This window comes from Pseudomonas protegens, assembly GCF_013407925.2.
Lineage (GTDB): Bacteria > Pseudomonadota > Gammaproteobacteria > Pseudomonadales > Pseudomonadaceae > Aquipseudomonas > Aquipseudomonas fluorescens_AP.
This window is the reverse complement of the sequence record NZ_CP060201.1, coordinates 4,429,492-4,446,137: the sequence shown is the minus strand read 5'-3', so window position 1 is coordinate 4,446,137 and position 16,646 is coordinate 4,429,492. Positions and strand designations below refer to the sequence as shown.

General features: G+C 58.6%; 13 protein-coding genes and 2 pseudogenes. 13 read left to right on the top strand and 2 right to left on the bottom strand.

Annotated elements, in window-relative coordinates; genetic code table 11:
• Window positions 1-314: 314 nt before the first annotated feature.
• From GGI48_RS20615 to mobV, 6 genes are all read left to right on the top strand, one after another.
• Window positions 315-605 carry a DUF3077 domain-containing protein gene (locus tag GGI48_RS20615; RefSeq protein WP_179599832.1) on the top strand — a complete coding sequence of 97 codons (291 nt, stop codon included), beginning with the start codon at window positions 315-317 and terminating at the stop codon, window positions 603-605.
• A complete protein-coding gene (locus GGI48_RS20610; RefSeq protein WP_179599830.1) occupies window positions 602-3,490 on the top strand; it encodes a DUF927 domain-containing protein in 2,889 nt (962 codons plus the stop codon). The genes GGI48_RS20615 and GGI48_RS20610 overlap by 4 nt, the downstream gene beginning before the upstream one ends.
• Before the next feature lie 146 nt (window positions 3,491-3,636).
• Complete coding sequence (locus GGI48_RS20605; RefSeq protein WP_179599828.1) at window positions 3,637-3,825, top strand: hypothetical protein; 189 nt, start codon at window positions 3,637-3,639, stop codon at window positions 3,823-3,825.
• A gap of 4 nt (window positions 3,826-3,829) precedes the next feature.
• Window positions 3,830-4,789, top strand: a complete 960-nt coding sequence (locus tag GGI48_RS20600; protein WP_179599826.1) for a RimK-like protein — start codon at window positions 3,830-3,832, stop codon at window positions 4,787-4,789.
• Window positions 4,774-5,652 carry a hypothetical protein gene (locus tag GGI48_RS20595; protein WP_179599824.1) on the top strand — a complete coding sequence of 293 codons (879 nt, stop codon included), beginning with the start codon at window positions 4,774-4,776 and terminating at the stop codon, window positions 5,650-5,652. Before GGI48_RS20600 ends, GGI48_RS20595 begins: the two co-directional genes overlap by 16 nt.
• Window positions 5,653-5,866: 214 nt before the next feature.
• Entirely contained in the window at window positions 5,867-6,817 is a 951-nt protein-coding gene (gene mobV, locus GGI48_RS20590; protein ID WP_179599822.1) for a MobV family relaxase, read from the top strand.
• Here mobV and GGI48_RS31200 read toward each other — a convergent pair.
• Window positions 6,807-7,028: pseudogene (locus GGI48_RS31200) on the bottom strand (RNA helicase); the annotation flags it as partial. The gene mobV and the pseudogene GGI48_RS31200 sit on opposite strands and share 11 nt — an antisense overlap.
• A gap of 776 nt (window positions 7,029-7,804) precedes the next feature.
• On the bottom strand, window positions 7,805-8,740 hold the full coding sequence (locus GGI48_RS20585; protein WP_179599820.1) for a helix-turn-helix domain-containing protein: 936 nt from the start codon (window positions 8,738-8,740) through the stop codon (window positions 7,805-7,807).
• A gap of 555 nt (window positions 8,741-9,295) precedes the next feature.
• On the opposite strand from GGI48_RS20585, the gene GGI48_RS20580 reads away from it, so the two are divergent.
• From GGI48_RS20580 to GGI48_RS31335, 7 genes and pseudogenes are all read left to right on the top strand, one after another.
• A complete protein-coding gene (locus GGI48_RS20580; protein ID WP_179599818.1) occupies window positions 9,296-10,354 on the top strand; it encodes a phenylacetaldoxime dehydratase family protein in 1,059 nt (352 codons plus the stop codon).
• Between the two features lie 91 nt (window positions 10,355-10,445).
• Window positions 10,446-11,312: a transporter gene (locus GGI48_RS20575; RefSeq protein WP_179599816.1), complete on the top strand. Its 867-nt coding sequence runs from the start codon at window positions 10,446-10,448 to the stop codon at window positions 11,310-11,312.
• Window positions 11,313-11,503: 191 nt separating this feature from the next.
• The gene (locus tag GGI48_RS20570) at window positions 11,504-13,018 is read left to right on the top strand and encodes an amidase (RefSeq protein ID WP_179602068.1); all 1,515 of its coding nucleotides are present in this window, start codon (window positions 11,504-11,506) and stop codon (window positions 13,016-13,018) included.
• A 76-nt stretch (window positions 13,019-13,094) separates the two neighbouring features.
• On the top strand, window positions 13,095-13,688 hold the full coding sequence (nthA, locus tag GGI48_RS20565; protein WP_179599814.1) for a nitrile hydratase subunit alpha: 594 nt from the start codon (window positions 13,095-13,097) through the stop codon (window positions 13,686-13,688).
• Window positions 13,689-13,729: 41 nt separating this feature from the next.
• Window positions 13,730-14,392, top strand: a complete 663-nt coding sequence (gene nthB, locus GGI48_RS20560) for a nitrile hydratase subunit beta (protein WP_179599812.1) — start codon at window positions 13,730-13,732, stop codon at window positions 14,390-14,392.
• A complete protein-coding gene (locus GGI48_RS20555) occupies window positions 14,389-15,669 on the top strand; it encodes a GTP-binding protein (protein ID WP_179599810.1) in 1,281 nt (426 codons plus the stop codon). Before nthB ends, GGI48_RS20555 begins: the two co-directional genes overlap by 4 nt.
• Window positions 15,666-16,616: pseudogene (locus tag GGI48_RS31335) on the top strand (PAS domain-containing protein); the annotation flags it as partial. The gene GGI48_RS20555 and the pseudogene GGI48_RS31335, both read left to right, overlap by 4 nt.
• Window positions 16,617-16,646: the final 30 nt, after the last annotated feature.

Sequence of the window (16,646 nt, the reverse complement as noted above, 5' to 3'; positions counted from 1 at the left end):
TGCCCGCATTTTCGCTCTATGGCGGCTGTGCGCGGGAGACCTTCGGGTCTGCCGGGTTCCTTCTTACCCGGTTCGCCAACCTGCGCACAGCTGCCACCCTAATTCGTTTGGCGACGAACCGTGGCAGCTCCCACTTAAGAAGGAGCTCCACCCATGCACGCCCTCAAACCGTCCAGCAACTCCAGTCGAGCCGCAGCGCACCGAGCCATGGCCATGTCTGCCCTTCACGCAAACTCGAGCCTAGCCACTCGACTGGCTCGCTACAACCAGCACATGAGCAAGGCGCGAGCCTTGGAAATCGCCGGGGGTGCGCAATGAAACAGCTTAGAGCTGAACCCGAAACAGCCGGGGTCACAAGCTTCTCAGGCTGCAATCTTGATGGGCAGAGCCTGTTCAAAGTAAACCCTGAAGTGCCTGTCAGTGATGCCTTAGAGCATGCGTCTTGCCTGATGGACTGCGCAAACAAGCTAGCCGTCATGGCCGCTTGCGAACTGGAGGATCCGGGGGCCGCATTATGGGCCGTACACTATTTGAATGAGATGGCTAAAGCCCTGGTTGATGATGTGACGACCGGTGTTTTTATCGCTAGCAAAGGTGCCAAATGAAGAATAAGCGCCCCAGCTTCGCAGATGTGAAAGCCGCCTCCCTGAAGGCCATTGACCGGGTATTGGCTCGCTGGCTGCCCAACGGAAAACGCGAAGACGGCGGTAAGGAATACACCGCCCCAAACCCAACCCGCGCAGACAAACACGCCGGATCGTTCAAGGTGAACCTGAGCAAAGGCACCTGGTCGGACTTCGCAACAGGTGATAAGGGTGGCGACCTGATTGACCTGGTGCGCTATCTGGATGGTGGCACCGACGTAGAGGCCTGCAATAAGCTCGCGGACTTCCTCAGCGTGACCGCGAGTAGCGGCCCCGAACCAGTCGCCTCCAGCAAAGCCAAGGCACCCGAGTGGGTACCGGTGCTACCGATCCCTGATGAAGCGATGCGCAAAGTTCCGGCCAGGCATCGTCAGCATGGGGCACCGTCAAAGGTGTGGATCTATAAAAGCGCCGAGTCCCTTCCCCTGATGGTGCTCTATCGCTTTGATCTGGGGCCAGATGAAAGCGGCATCCCGCGAAAAGTGTTCGCGCCGCTGACCTGGTGCAAGGGTGCGCCCGGCGCTCATCAGTGGCGCTGGCAAGGCTTGCCAGATCCGCGCCCCCTGTTACACCTCGATCAGTTGGCGCAACGCCCTAGCGCACCTGTCGTCGTGGTTGAGGGCGAGAAGTCCTCTGACGCCGCCGCTCAGCTACTTCCCGAGCACGTTGCTACCTGCTGGCCCAACGGCACGAACTCCTGGCGCAAAGCTGATTTTAGACCGCTGACCGGGCGTGACGTACTGCTCTGGCCTGATAACGACGCGCCGGGGCTTGGTTGCATGGATGAACTGGCTGAGCACCTTCAAAAGCTAGGCGCTCGCTCTGTTCGGATGCTGGCATTGACCGTGTTTAGTAAACGTCCCGGCCTTGATGGTGAGCAGCCTACCTTCGCCGAAGGTGGTGAATGGGCCGAAGGCGACGATGCCGCCGACGCACAAACAAAGGGCTGGACACCTGCTCACCTGGCCGAACTGGAGCGCACCGGGGAGCTGTTCGCCCTGGCGCCAATGGCCACCAGCACCAGCACCAAGGCAACAAAAGTCGAGCCCTCCAGCAGCCGCAAGCCCTCCCGTAAACCGAAAGCAGAAGCTTTGCCGGGCGGATTCCGACTTACACCCGAGGGCGTGTTCTATGCTGGCGACGATGGCGAAGCACGCCCGGTGTGTTCTCGCTTGGAGATTCTGGCCCGAACCCGTGATGACAAGGGCCAAAATTGGGGCTTGCTGGTTGAGTTTGACGACCCGGACAACGATAAGAAACGCTGGAATATTCCCCAGCGCAGCATGGCGGGCGACTTCGGCAAGGAAGTGCTAGGGCCATTGGTAGACATGGGGCTTCGCCTGGCGGGTAGCCGTTCAGGCCGGAACGCCCGCAACGATTTGCAAAGCTATCTGCAAGGCTTCGACAGCACCGAACGGGCACGCTTGGTTACACGCCTCGGCTGGCATGGAGACGCCTACCTGTTGCCAGGTGAGCAGGTTGGCACCAGTGCGGAACACCTTCACTTTTATGAGGCCGGCGCTCAGATGCCGCCAATAGAACAGTCAGGCACCCTGGAGCAATGGCAACAACAGATTGGCGCGCTCTGTGTCGGGAACCATCGGTTGACCTTTGTCACGTGCGCTGCCTTCGCTGGCCCCTTGCTGCACTTGCTGGGTCAAGAGTCGGGCGGTTTCCATCTGTACGGCGACAGCTCAGGCGGCAAGACCACACACTTGCAGGTCGCTGCCTCGGTGTATGGTGGGCCACGCTTGGTGCGTTCTTGGCGCTCGACGGACAATGCCCTGGAGTCCATCGCCGCCGCTCACTCGGACGGGTTGCTGGTGCTTGATGAAATTGGCATGTGTGACCCTCGGATCATCGGCGAAACGGTTTACATGCTCGGCAACGGTACAGGGAAAGCTCGTGCCAATGACCGAGGCCAGGCGGGCCGACAGGTTCAAGAGTGGCGTTTGTTGTTTCTCTCGACCGGTGAAAAGACGTTGGCGCAACACATGGCCGAGGCGCATAAGGAACTGAAAGCCGGCATGGAAGTACGCTTGCTGGCCGTGCCGGCTGACGCGGGGAGAGGGATGGGATTGTTTGAGGCCTTGCATGGCTTTGAAGATGCTGCGGCCCTGTCTGATGCCCTCAAGGCCAGAGTGGGAAAACACTACGGCACCCCGCTGGTTGCTTTCCTGTCGGCCCTCTGTGAGCCCGGAAAACTGGAAGGGTTCCGGGTGATACTCCGTCATACGCTGGAAAGCTTCGTTAGCCGTGCGCTCCCTGCCAACGCCAGCGGCCAGGCACAACGCGCAGCCGCTCGCTTCGGGTTGGCCGCTGCCGCTGGCGAACTGGCCACCGCGCTAGGTGTTACAGGCTGGCCGGACGGCACCGCCACGACCGCCGCCCGTGCGTGCCTTGATGCCTGGCTGGCTGAACGTGGTGGCGCGGGCAATCTGGAAGGTGACGCGATTATTGCCAGGCTGCGCGGCATGGTGGAACGCTACGGTGAAAGTCGGTTCACTCGTTGGGACGCCATCGCCGCGAAGACAGACGATCACGCCCCGCGCACCGCTGATCGTCTTGGGTTCCGTCGAACGATGGAACACGGCTTTGGCGACACCCTATATACCTCTGTGACTTACTATTTCCTAAGCACCACGTGGCGCGATGAAGTTTTCAAGGGGATGAACCTTCGCAACGTGAACCGGGAGCTGGTCGCACGGGGGATTCTGGAGCCTAGCGCCGATGGCAAGGCCGCTCAGTCCGTGACTTTACCTGGCATGCCTAAAGGCCGCGCTTATGTCGTAAATGCAAGGGCATTAACGCAGGAGGATGACGAATCATTTCGAGCAGCGGCTTGAGTGATGAGTGCGCTCGCTTGCATAAAAAACGAAACCATACGATAAATGCCGATAGCAGCAAACAACTACGTCCTCATAAGGCGACGTAGTTGTTTGAGCAGAACACACCATATGACTATTTAAAACATGAATAAGGATATCGAAAAATGCACATCCTACAACGTAAAGCAAAAACCACTGAGCACCGGGATATTTCTGGGCCAGAAGACGCAACCTACGATTTTGATTCAGGCGTTTGGCGCAACGAAGCAGGGCTTGTTGCGTACGATCCACGACATGCACAGAGCACTAAGAAAAACGATATAGAAACCGGTGAAGATCAGAAAGGCCAATAGTTTTATGTCAAACAACAAGCCAAGCGTTCTGATTCTTTCCTCTCTGTTAGATTTTCCTACTGATCGTATTTGCCACAACCTCACCAATCAGCGCATATCATTTCTGCGAATAAATCGTGATGCACTGGACGACCTCTCGATTACAGTAGACCCTGTAAAAGCCACTATGACATGCCGTCATAACCAGCACTCTTGGCATATTGACAGCTCTCTAAAAACAGTATGGTGGCGACAACCGACCTTCCTTAGAAACACCCCAAACAAAGCGTTGCTCCCAGAGGAGCAACTGAAGCAATCACAGTGGGGTGCTTTTATGCGAGGCTTAATGCTTTTTGATGAGGCAGCATGGTACAACCACCCCGCTGCAACATATCAAGCAGAATCAAAACCCTATCAATTACGCAGAGCAGCAAAATTAGGATTCTCAGTGCCCACCACTATCATCACAAATGATAGGCATGCAAAAATCCAAGAGCTTATAAGTGAAAACATCGCGATAAAAAGCATTGACACACTACTGCTTCGCGAAAACTCAAAACAACACTTCGGTTATACAACACTAACAACCTGGTCTGAATGCGCTGATGAATTTCTTCATTTAGCCCCACTCACCTGCCAATCGATAATCGCATCAAAAATCGACCTGAGAGTGACCATAATCGGAAATAAATTATGGTGCGATGAAATAAACATAGGCAACAATGGAATAGATGGTGACTGGCGCTTAATAAAAAAAGAAGATCTCAGCTTCCGTTCCTTCTCACTGCCACCAACAATTGAAGAAAAGTGCTTCCTCCTAACTAAGGACTTAGGTCTTCGCTATGGGGCAATTGACTTAGCCTATTCAGAAGGGGAGTTTTGGTTTATCGAGATCAACCCAACTGGCGAATGGGGCTGGCTAGACCGCCCAGGGCGCGGAATATCCGAAGCGATTGCTGGAGAACTCCAATGTCCATCCGTATAAAATTTGAAAACCTTCTATTAAAATTCGCTCCCGACGCAATTAAGTATCTAGTTGCCAACACCAGAATCCAAAAACAATTAGAGAACTGGGAGCACGCCCCCGAATTCAGTGACATCCGCCATCTTGAAGAAAGCACACTTAAAACATACATTGACAGCGAATGGACTCGTGCAAAGGAGCTAGACGAAAAACTCAACAAACTCACAGCCTCGCTATCTATCGCAGTCACTGTTGGAAGTGTAGTGACAAAGGCCATATTTGACGGATTAGAAAACTCCCCACTAAAAACAACCGCACTGATACTATCGTCGCTATCAATGGCACTATTTTTAGCTGGCGCCATTATCGGATTTAATGGATTACGCCCAAAAGAGCGATTCGGATATGGTGCAAAATATCTACGAACACTAGCAGAAGGCGGACAGGATGCGGTCAAGACAATGTGGCACGCCGCAAGTGGATTTCAAGTCACCAATAATATTCGTTCAAATCAAGCAACCGTAGCGATTACATTTATTCGCAACGGGGTAATTTTCTTTACCGCGTCTATATTTTTAAGCTTGTTCGCCAAAAGCACAAACACAGAACCTCAAATCAGCCCCTCAATAAACAATGAACTTACACATCCAGCACCTGAACAGCACAAGCTCCCAGCTCCAGATACGTCCACCAACTTTTTAGAGCCAAGGTCATTAACCTCTCCAGTACAAGACAGCGATCACACGGCGACATCTCGCAATCCGAATATAAAAGACCACGACACATATTGCCGCGCACTGAGTTCCTTTCGGTGCCCAGCACTGACCCTACAGTTTAAGACACACGCCTCAATCTTCCCTACCAAGTCCATACCCAGCATATAAGCCACCTGTTAACGTTTCATCTGGGCTCGCTCACTGATGGCAGATAAAGCCCGTGTTAGGCGAGGCGGCAGTTGGCTTTTGCTTTCTTCCGCAGGAAGCGAACGACAAACGCAGTTTGTGTAGTGAGTACACAAGCGGCGCTTGGGGGGACTTGTGCCACCCTTTGCTCCACCCGCACGCTGAAGATGAGAACACTCAGCACGGGGAGGCTGCCATGCCTTACACGATACTAAGAACAAAAAAGCTGAAGTCGGTCGCCGGGATTATTGGATCTGGCCGGCACACATTTCGAGAGATGCCCACACCGAACTCCAATGGCGCGGCCAATGTGCATGTTGGTGGCGCGTCGACCGCTGCCGGTCTTGCCAGTTCGGTCTTGGCCAAGTTGCCGGAACGCAGGCGCAAGGGGGCTGTGCTCTGCATTGAATATCTGATCACCGCCAGCCCTGAGGCATTCACCCGGCACGGCGGGACGATGCCCGACACAGGCGGCTACTTTGACCGGGCCATAGCTTGGCTGAAGGCTCGGCATGGAGCCACGAACATTGTCAGCGCCACCGTTCACCTGGATGAGAGAACACCCCACCTTGTCGCGTATGTCGTGCCGCTCACCAAGGACGAGAGACTGTCTGCGCGTGATTTCCTTGGTGGTGCCGCCAAGCTGCGCAAGATGCAGACTGACTTCCATCATTGGTGCGGGAAGCCGTTCGGGCTGTCTCGCGGCATCGAGAGATCGAAAGCCACCCATCAGAAGGTTGGCCAGTATTACCAAGCGCTCGCCGCTGCTGAGCCGGTAATTGAGCGATCAGACCTGGCTGCTGCGGTCGTCGGGATACAGACGCCCAACTATAAGGCGCTGCTGCTGAGGGCCAAGACTTCGGCCATACAGGACAAGCTTCAACGCTCAGCCACTGAGGCGCTACATGCGCGGCAGGCGGCTCTGGATCGGCAGGCGGTCGAACTTAGGCTGGCCCAGCGGGCGCTTGAGGATCTGGAGATCACATTAGAAAAGCGAGCCGACAGCCTGGCCGAGGTTGTTCAGGCATTAGAGATAGCGCTGCTGAAGGCAGGGCGACAACAGGAACGTGCCGACCGACTGGCCAAGCAGCTTGCCGACTTGACCAAGCGAATGCCCGAGGCAGACGTGGCAATAGCGCCATGCTAATGCATTCCAAGCTCAGTTTGGCCCTGCCGTCGCGCTCACGGGTCACGGTGACTTTGCCCTGATCGCTGGCCAGTGAGTGGGTCATTTGCTGCACAAGCTTGGGCTCCGCACGTTTGACTCCATGCAGCGGTAGTAGGATGTCATTGCGACCTGACGCCTCGATCTCAAGACCGCCCTTGATCATGTCCTACGATGCGGCAAGGATGCCGGGGGAAACTCAACCCATTACGTCCAGCCGGGTCTGATAGGTGTTCCCTCAATACGGCTCCATGGTTCCTGTTGGCCACTTCCCTGCGGGCCGACTCTCCATACATCCTGTCACCCCATCCCCTCACATCATCCTATGATCAGAGAACACCATTGGTGTTCTGGTTGCTTGGTGTTCTACGGTTCCCCCGTTGGTGTTCCATGGCTGGAAGCCTTATGGACTAAGGCTTACAGCGCTTTAGGAACACCAAGAACACCAAGAACACCGGGTTTGTGAGGGGTAAGGGTTAGCACTCCCCCCCGGCACCCCGTTTAGGGGTAATGCCACCAGCGACGGAGGTCTATCGGCATCCCTCCCGGCATGAACGGCCCGCCAAAAAAGACCACCCCAGGGGGTAGCAAAAAGTCTGGGGCTCTATGCGTCTAGACCGCTCGCCCCCCTTCGTTCGCAATGCCGGGAAAAATGGGAGGGGGGGGCTTTCGGCTGTGAGTAGTGACACTGTTCAAAAAACAATCAAAACAGGCCCAGCAGATAGCACTGTGTATCCCCTGTTGTATCCCCAACAAATACACATCAAATAAAATCCTTTAAATACAGTCACTTCACCACCCAGTTCAAATGACTGTGTACCACCAAGTACCGATCCATAGATGTCTACAGCAGTCTGTGAATCACCTCAAGAAGCCCGCCTAGTGCGGGCTTTCTTGTTTCTGGCTGTCTACCTCCCAGGCGAATCAACTCGTCGCTGCGTCAGTCACACATCTGCTTCGCAAGCCATCTCAATCTCGACGCAAGAGGGTATTGGGCGCAACGCCAAATCGTTTGCGAAATGCATGGCTGAAATGAGAGAAGTCAGAAAACCCGAAGTCCAGCGCGGCCTGGGACACACTGCGTACATGCCCGCGTTCAATCGCTTCACGGCTGGCATTCAGGCGCTCTTTCCAAATTTCCGCGACAGGGGTTTTCTGGTAGCGGGCGAAGGCGCGCGTGACGGTCCGGGTGGACACATTGTGGGCCTGCGCGATGAGTTCAATCGACAGATCCGGCTCGCTCAAGTGGCGTTGGATGTACTTCATGATGCGAGCGTAGAGGTCCAGCTCCTGATGAGTTGCATTCAGATCCTGAAGCTCCAGGCTCATCACCAGCAGGTCAAGCAATACACTTGAACACCGATTAGAAACGCGCTCCCCCTGCAGCGACGCCGGCGTGCTGGCCACCTGACGCAACATTTCACGAAGCGGGATAACGCCGGGGCGCCGGTCGTCGAGGACCATCGCGGTCTGTTCCGCAATACGCGGCAGAGGCTCGGTCAGCAAGGCTCGGGGAATGCGGATCAAGTGGTTTTCGGTACCACCCAGGCTGAATCGAAACGCTTGAGTTGCGTCATAAAGAAACAGATTGCCCGTGCTCAGGCTGGCTTTTCTTCCGCCTTGTTCAATCTGGCCATGGCCATTTCGGGCGAACCCCAACCATAAGTCCTCGGCCGGACCACTGCGCAGGTGCCGCTCGGAGCGCTCCCAGTAATGCAGTGGCGATGACAGGGAACAGATGTCCAGTTCGCCCAGGGTATTGATGCTGAGCGCACCGTCGAAACTGCCCTGAGACAAGGGTTTGCTATCTGCCGCCAAGCAATGGCGACAGACCACTTCTTTCCAGTAATCAAAGCGACGCGGTGCCGGAACGGCAAGGGTCGAATACTGAGTGCTTGGGTTCATGGCACGGACCTCGGTACAGCGGTGCAGTTAGAGCTCAAGAAGGTGTAAGCAATTCGCAACCCAAAGCAATTAGCAGGCCAAGCACTGTGGCGCGCATCCTTGAGGTCCAACCGCGGATGTCTCGTCGAGGTGGCCTCCCCGCCCGCGAGTTTTGAAGCCCTGGTCCCGCCCATTTAGAGGCACAGAACGCCAACCGTCGGCAGCGGCGCACCAAGGCAGGTCATGGGTAGAGCGTCAGTCGCCACCCTGTCTTTGCCAACCAAACGATTGTCTCGGCGAACCAAGCGCTCCCTCACCGCCCAGCCTAATTTCCACCTCACAGCAGCTCATATCCCGCTGATGAGGCATGCCATGCATCGACCGTGTTCACAACGATTGGCTGATTGCTCCTGGCTTCTGCAGAGGCGCGACCTCATGCCTGAAGAGTCGGCTTATTGGTTGATTGAGTGGGGAGCCATGAAGCTGCTGCACCGACGACAGGCCGCCAAGCGCGGCCCGTCGCCGAAGCACTGACGCCCACCCGTAGGCCTGAATGAAAATAACCAGGAGCTCAAGATGGAATCCGCAATCGACAGACATCTCAAATGCCCACGCAGCCTGTCGCGCCGCGTGCCCGAAGACTACCAACCGCCCTTTGCGATGTGGGTGGCACGGGCCGACGAGCAGTTGCAACAAGTGGTGATGGCCTACCTCGGCGTGCAGTATCGAGGCCAGGCCCAGCGCGAAGCCGCACTGCAGGCCATGCGTCACATTGTCGGCAGCTTCAGCCTGGCCGATGGCCCGCAGCACCATGATTTGACCCACCACACCGACAGCAGCGGCTTTGAGAATTTGATCGTGGTCGGGTACTGGAAAGACCCTGCTGCGCACTGTCGCTGGTTGCGCTCGGCGCCGGTGAACGACTGGTGGGCGTCAGCGGATCGCCTCAACGAAGGCCTTGGCTATTTTCGGGAAATCAGCGCACCACGCGCCGAGCAGTTCGAGACGCTGTACGCCTTTCAGGACAACCTGCCCGGTGTCGGCGCGGTCATGGATGCAACCAGCGGGGAAATCGAAGAACACGGTTACTGGGGCTCGATGCGCGACCGCTTCCCGATCTCCCAAACGGACTGGATGAAACCTACCGGTGAACTGCAAGTGATCGCCGGCGACCCGGCCAAAGGCGGACGGGTGGTGGTCCTGGGGCATGACAACCTGACGCTGATTCGTTCGGGCCAGGACTGGGCGGATGCCGAGGCGGACGAACGCTCGCTCTACCTCGACGAAATCTTGCCCACCTTGCAAGACGGCATGGACTTCCTGCGCGACAACGGCCAACCGTTGGGCTGCTACAGCAACAGGTTCGTGCGCAACATCGACCTGGACGGCAACTTTCTCGACGTCAGCTACAACATCGGTCACTGGCGCTCGGTTGAAAAACTCGAACGCTGGGCTGAATCCCACCCGACTCACCTGCGCATTTTCGTGACGTTCTTTCGCGTGGCCGCTGGCCTGAAGAAGCTGAGGCTATACCACGAAGTGTCCGTGTCGGACGCCAAGAGCCAGGTATTCGAGTACATCAACTGTCACTCGCAGACCGGCCTGTTGCGCGACGCGCGGGCGCCGGGCACCTGAGCGCCAACGACGTTTAACCCCCTCCCCCCAACTCATGCCTCCTCGCCACCCTTTCACGGGTGGCCGGGTCCGGCTGCGCGAGGAATAAACAATGAACAAGATCCGCCTGCTGCCCCTGTGCTCCCTGTTACCAGCGCTACACGCGAGCGCCGGTGAAGTTGCGCCCGGCGATTATGAGCAATACCCGGTCGGCGCCACCATCGGGGCGATTTATTACCAGCACGCCACCACAGACGCGGCTTATGCCAACGGACACAAGGTCAGCTCCGATTTCAAGGTGAGCTCGGACGTCGGCATCCTGCGGCTGATCCATGTCTACGCGCTCAGCGACACCGTCACCATCGACCCGCAATTTCTTTTGCCTTTCGGCCACGTCTCCAGCGCGGCTGACGCCTCAGCACTGGGCAGCACCCGTGGCGTTGGCGACCTGATCCTCACCGCCCCGGTCAAGTGGCGGCTCAACGAAGCCCGCGACACGCTCAGCATCGCCCCGTATCTGTACGTGCCCACGGGGACGTATGACAAGGACGATGCACTCAACATCGGCGAGAACCGCTGGAAATTCGAACTGCAGAGTGCCTACGTCAAACACTTCACAGAACAATGGGCCGTGGACCTGGTAGGCGGCGCCACCTGGTATGGAGACAACACTGATTACGCCGCCAATGCCGAGCGCATGAAGCAGGACGTCTCCTACGCAGCACAGATCATGGGGCGTTACATGCCGAACGCCAGCACCGCGTTCGGCATCGGCTTCGGACGCACCTGGGGAGGTGAGACGAACATCGAACACGTCAATCAGGATAACGAGTTGGGCACCACCAACTTGCGCCTTACCGCCACCCAATTCGTCACCCCCAAGGACCAGATCCAACTGCAATTGGGCAAGGACCTCTCGGTGGACAACGGCACCCAGGAAAACTTGCGGGTGAACCTGCGTTACGCGCGGATTTTTTGAAGCAAGGCCTCATCGGACCGCCAGCGCACACCACGGTGCGCCTGGATGCCGGGGTGTCCGGCTCAGCCAAGTCGATGTCTTTTTCAACCAAGCCTGCGCCAGCAGGCTCGGACTATCTTGAGCGCCAGGCCCCACTGATGTTGATGAGCACGCCGTGCTCTTCGGCCACTTACGATAAGGACAGCCCAACCATGGCAATCGTTCGTCCCACCCTCGAACAGCTATTGGACATCTCCAGCAACCTGCACATGCAGCTCAGTGCAGAGCAGGCCAGTGAATACCTGGCGCTTATGCAGTCAAGCTTCGACGCTTATGACCTGATAGACGAGCTGCCTGACTTCATCCCGCCGGTACGCTACGAACGCAGCTCGGGCTATCGCCCGTCCAGTGCACACAACCCGCTCAACGCCTGGTACTTCCGAACGCAAGTCAGCGGTGCTGGCGAAGGCAAACTGGCGGGCAAAACGGTCGCACTCAAGGACAATATTTCACTGGCTGGCGTCCCCATGATGAATGGCGCCAAGCCCCTTGAGGGCTTCATTCCATCCTTCGACGCCACCGTGGTCACTCGACTGCTGGATGCCGGCGCAACCATCCTCGGCAAGGCAACATGCGAGCACTACTGCCTGTCGGGCGGCAGTCACACCTCCGATCCCGCGCCGGTGCACAACCCCTATCGCCACGGGTTTGCCTCAGGTGGCTCGTCTTCCGGCAGCGCCGCACTGGTGGCCGCAGGCGAGGTCGACCTGGCCGTGGGCGGCGACCAGGGCGGGTCGATCCGGATTCCTTCCGCCTTCTGCGGCACTTACGGAATGAAGCCGACCCATGGGCTGGTGCCTTACACCGGGATCATGGCCATCGAGGCGACTATCGATCATGCCGGCCCCATCAGCGCAAACGTGCGGGACAACGCGTTGATGCTGGAGGTCATGGCGGGAGCCGATGGGCTCGATCCGCGCCAAGCCGCGCCCCAGGTCGACGCTTACAGCGATTACCTGGAGCGTGGTGTGAGCGGGCTGAGGATCGGCATCCTGCGCGAAGGCTTTGAGCTGGCCAACCAGGACCCGCGCGTGGCCGCCTGTGTACGCAATGCCATCGCGGCGTTTTCGCGGCTGGGCGCGCACGTCGAAGAGGTGTCGGTGCCCGAACACAAGATTGCCGGTTCGCTGTGGCACCCCATCGGCTGTGAAGGCCTGACGATGCAGATGATGCACGGCAATGGGGCCGGCTTTAACTGGAAAGGGCTGTATGACCTCGGGCTGCTGGACAAGCAAGCCCGATGGCGCGAGCAGGCCAATGACCTCAGCGCCTCTCTCAAACTGTGCATGTTCGTCGGGCAATACGGCCTGGACCGCTACCACGGTCATTTCTATGCCAAGGCGCAAAACCTCAGGCGCCTGGCACGCAGCGCGTATGACGCGGCATTGAGCCGTTACGACCTGCTGGTGATGCCCACCGTCCCGATCATTGCCCAACCCCACCCGGAGCCGGGTTGCTCGATCACCGAGTACGTGGCCCGCGCGCTGGAAATGATCGGCAATGCCTCCGCCCAGGACATCACCGGCCATCCGGCCATGTCGATTCCCTGCGGCCTGGTAGAGGGTTTGCCTGTCGGGCTGATGCTGGTGGGCAAGCACTATGCAGAAGGCACGATTTACCAGGCTGCCGCGGCGTTCGAAGCGGCGGTCGACTGGAAAACCAATTAGCCGGTGCGTCCCACGCAGCGCCAGAAGAACAAGCCGCCAGGCGCTGCCCAGAAGCTCAACGATGAGGAGTCAACTGATGACCACAGATGCAAAAAACACATCAACCCCAGGCGAGCGAGCACAGGCGTTACTGCAAGTGCTCAAGCAGAAGGACCTGATCCCCGACGGTTACATCGAGCACATGACACAACTGATGGCGCACCAATGGAGCCCGCAGAACGGTGCTCGGGTGGTGGCCAAGGCCTGGGTCGACCCGCAGTTTCGCGAACTGCTGCTCAAGGACGGCACCGCTGCCTGCGCCCAATTTGGCTATACCGGCCCGCAGGGTGAATACATCGTTGCCCTGGAAGACACGCCCAGCGTGAAAAACGTGATTGTGTGCAGCCTGTGCTCCTGCACCAACTGGCCGGTCCTGGGCTTGCCGCCGGAGTGGTACAAGGGCTTCGAGTTCCGCGCCCGACTGGTTCGCGAAGGGCGCACCGTCCTGCGGGAACTGGGCACCGAGCTGTCGGACGAAGTCACCATCAAGGTGTGGGACACCAGCGCCGAAAGCCGCTACCTGGTACTGCCTGTACGGCCGCAGGGCAGTGAGTCCATGGATGAAGAGGCCCTTCGACAATTGATCACCAAGGATGTCCTGATCGGCGTGGCGCTACCGCGCGTGGCCTGACCGGGACGCTGTCTTTCCTTCACTGTTCAGAGGTATTCACGATGGATGGCTTTCACGATCTCGGTGGGTTTCAAGGCTTTGGCAAAGTCCCGCACACCGTCAACAGCCTCAGCTACCAGCCTGTGTTCAAGCAAGACTGGGAGCACCTGGCCTACAGCTTGATGTTTATCGGTGCCGATCACTTGAAGAAGTTCAGCGTGGACGAGGTGCGCCACGCCGTCGAACGCCTGGATGTCCGCCAACATGTCGGCACCCAGTACTACGAACGCTACGTCATCGCGACCGCCACCCTGCTGGTGGAAACGGGCGTCATCACCCAGGCGGAGCTCGATCAGGCGCTGGGCTCTCACTTCAAGCTGGCGAACACCGCGCATGCTCAGGGTCGCCCGGCGATCACCGGCCGCCCGCCCTTTGAAGTCGGCGACCGGGTTGTCGTGCGCGACGAGCATGTGGCCGGGCATATCCGCATGCCGGCCTACGTGCGCGGCAAAGAAGGCGTGGTCCTGCACCGGACCTCGGAAAAATGGCCGTTCCCGGACGCGATAGGTCATGGCGACTTGACCGCAGCCCATCAACCGACCTACCACGTCGAGTTTCGCGTGAAAGACCTGTGGGGGGAGGCCGCCGATGATGGTTTCGTGGTGGTCGACCTGTTCGAAAGCTACCTGGACAAGGCCGCCAGCTCGCAAGCGGTGAACCTATGATTGACGGCGCCCAGGCGGGCCGACTGCCGGTGACCGTGCTTTCTGGCTTCCTCGGCGCCGGCAAGACCACCCTGCTCAACCACATCCTGCGCAATCGCGAAGGCCTGAGAGTGGCCGTCATCGTCAACGACATGAGCGAGGTCAATATCGATGCCGAAGAGGTGCAGCGCGACGTGATGCTGCACCGTGGTCGCGATGAGCTGATCGAAATGAGCAATGGCTGTATCTGCTGCACGCTGCGGGCCGACCTGCTCGAACAGATCAGCGCCCTGGCACGCCAGCAGCGCTTCGACTATCTGCTGATTGAGTCCACGGGGATCTCGGAGCCGATGCCGGTCGCCGAGACGTTCGCCTTCCTTGACGCCGAGGGCTTCAGCCTCAGCGAACTGGCGCGGCTCGACACCTTGGTCACGGTGGTCGACGGCAGTCGTTTTCAAGCGCTGCTGCAGTCACCGGACACCCTGCCCCTCGACGATGCCCAGAACAACGCGCCCCAACGCCAGCTGGCAGACCTGCTGATCGAGCAGGTGGAATACGCCAACGTCATTCTGGTCAACAAACTCGATCTGATCGACGAGCCTGGCTACCAGGCGGTGCATGCGATCCTCGCCGGCCTCAACCCCAGCGCACGGATCATGCCGATGACCCAGGGCGAGGTCGGGTTATCCAGCATCCTCGGCACGCACCTGTTTGATCTACCCAGCCTTGCCGCGTCGCCGGGCTGGATGCGCAAGATGGACACGGCGGACACACCGGCTTCCGAGTCCGACACCTATGGCGTGACATCCTGGGTGTACCGCGAGCGCGCCCCGTTTCACCCCCAGCGATTGTTCGACTTTCTCCAGCAGCCCTGGCGCAACGGGCGCCTGTTGCGCAGCAAGGGTTACTTCTGGCTCGCCAGCCGGCACCTGGAAACCGGCTTGCTGGTGCAAAGCGGCCAGCAGTTCCAGTGGGACTATGTCGGGCGCTGGTGGAACTTCATCGAGCAATCGAACTGGCCACGGGATGAATACCGCTTGCAGAGCATCATGGCCAAGTGGGACGGCATCGTCGGCGATTGCCGGCAGGAGTTGGTGTTCATCGGCCAGGACCTGGATACCGAGGCGCTGCAGCGCGAACTCGACGCCTGCCTGCTGAGTGTTCAGGAAATCGCCGCGGGCCCATCCACCTGGCAAACCCTGCCAGGGGCGACGGCGTTTGACGCCCATGCCTTGTCGACCCGCCAGACGCAATCCTTGCCGGCCGATCCATTGACCCCAGGTAGAGGTGTTGCATGAACTTTTTCAACCGAACCACCCGCTGGGTCTTGGCACCGCTCGCCGACAGGCTGGAACTGCCTGACCAGGACTGCACGCCGCTGTCGTCGAACAACCCGTTATTGCGCCGCATCCTGGCCGGGGTGGAACAACTGCTGCAGGAACGGCGAACCCTGAAGGACCAGGCACACGCCCTGAGCATGGACGTCGCCCGGTTGACTGAACAACTGGCCGAGCGCGACAGCCATTGGCACCAAGCGCACGCGCACTGGGCCCTGATCAGCCAAGGCGCAGGTGATTGGTTTTGGACGCTGGAACTGGATGCAGCCACCACCCCCACACCGGAATGCGCCATGCACTGGACCGGGCCGGCATCGCTCCAGGTCCAGGATGTCGATCAGCTGGGCCGTTGGAGCGAACGACTGCACCCGGCTGACCAGCAACTGCATCTGGAGGCGCTCACCCGGCATCTGGCCGATCGCAGCGGGCGCACGCCGTTTACGCTGGACGCGCGGATGAAGCCGACCGCCGACGGCGACTATCGCTGGTGCCAAATCAGGGGGGTATCGCGGCGCGACGAGCAAGGCGTGGCGCTGGCCATCGGCGGCAGCGTTCGTGACATTCACGAACAGTATCTGCACAACCAGCAGCTGGAACTGGCGGCCACCCGTTTCGACATTTCCCGGGAGATGCTGCACGACGGGCTCTGGGACATCGAGGTGGTAGCCGGCGACCCGGCGAACCCGAAAAACACCATCTGGTGGTCGTCGCAAATGCGTCGGCTATTGGGGTGCAACACGGTCGAGGAGTTTCCCAACACCCTGGAAAGCTGGACCTCACGCTTGCATCCCGACGATAGCGCACGAGCCATCGGTGCCTTTGTCGCCCACGTTAACGATCGCAGCGGCAAGACACCGTTCGATGTGGCCTATCGACTGAAGCACAAAAATGGCACATACCGCTGGTTTCGCGGCCGTGGACAAACGCGACGTGCCCAG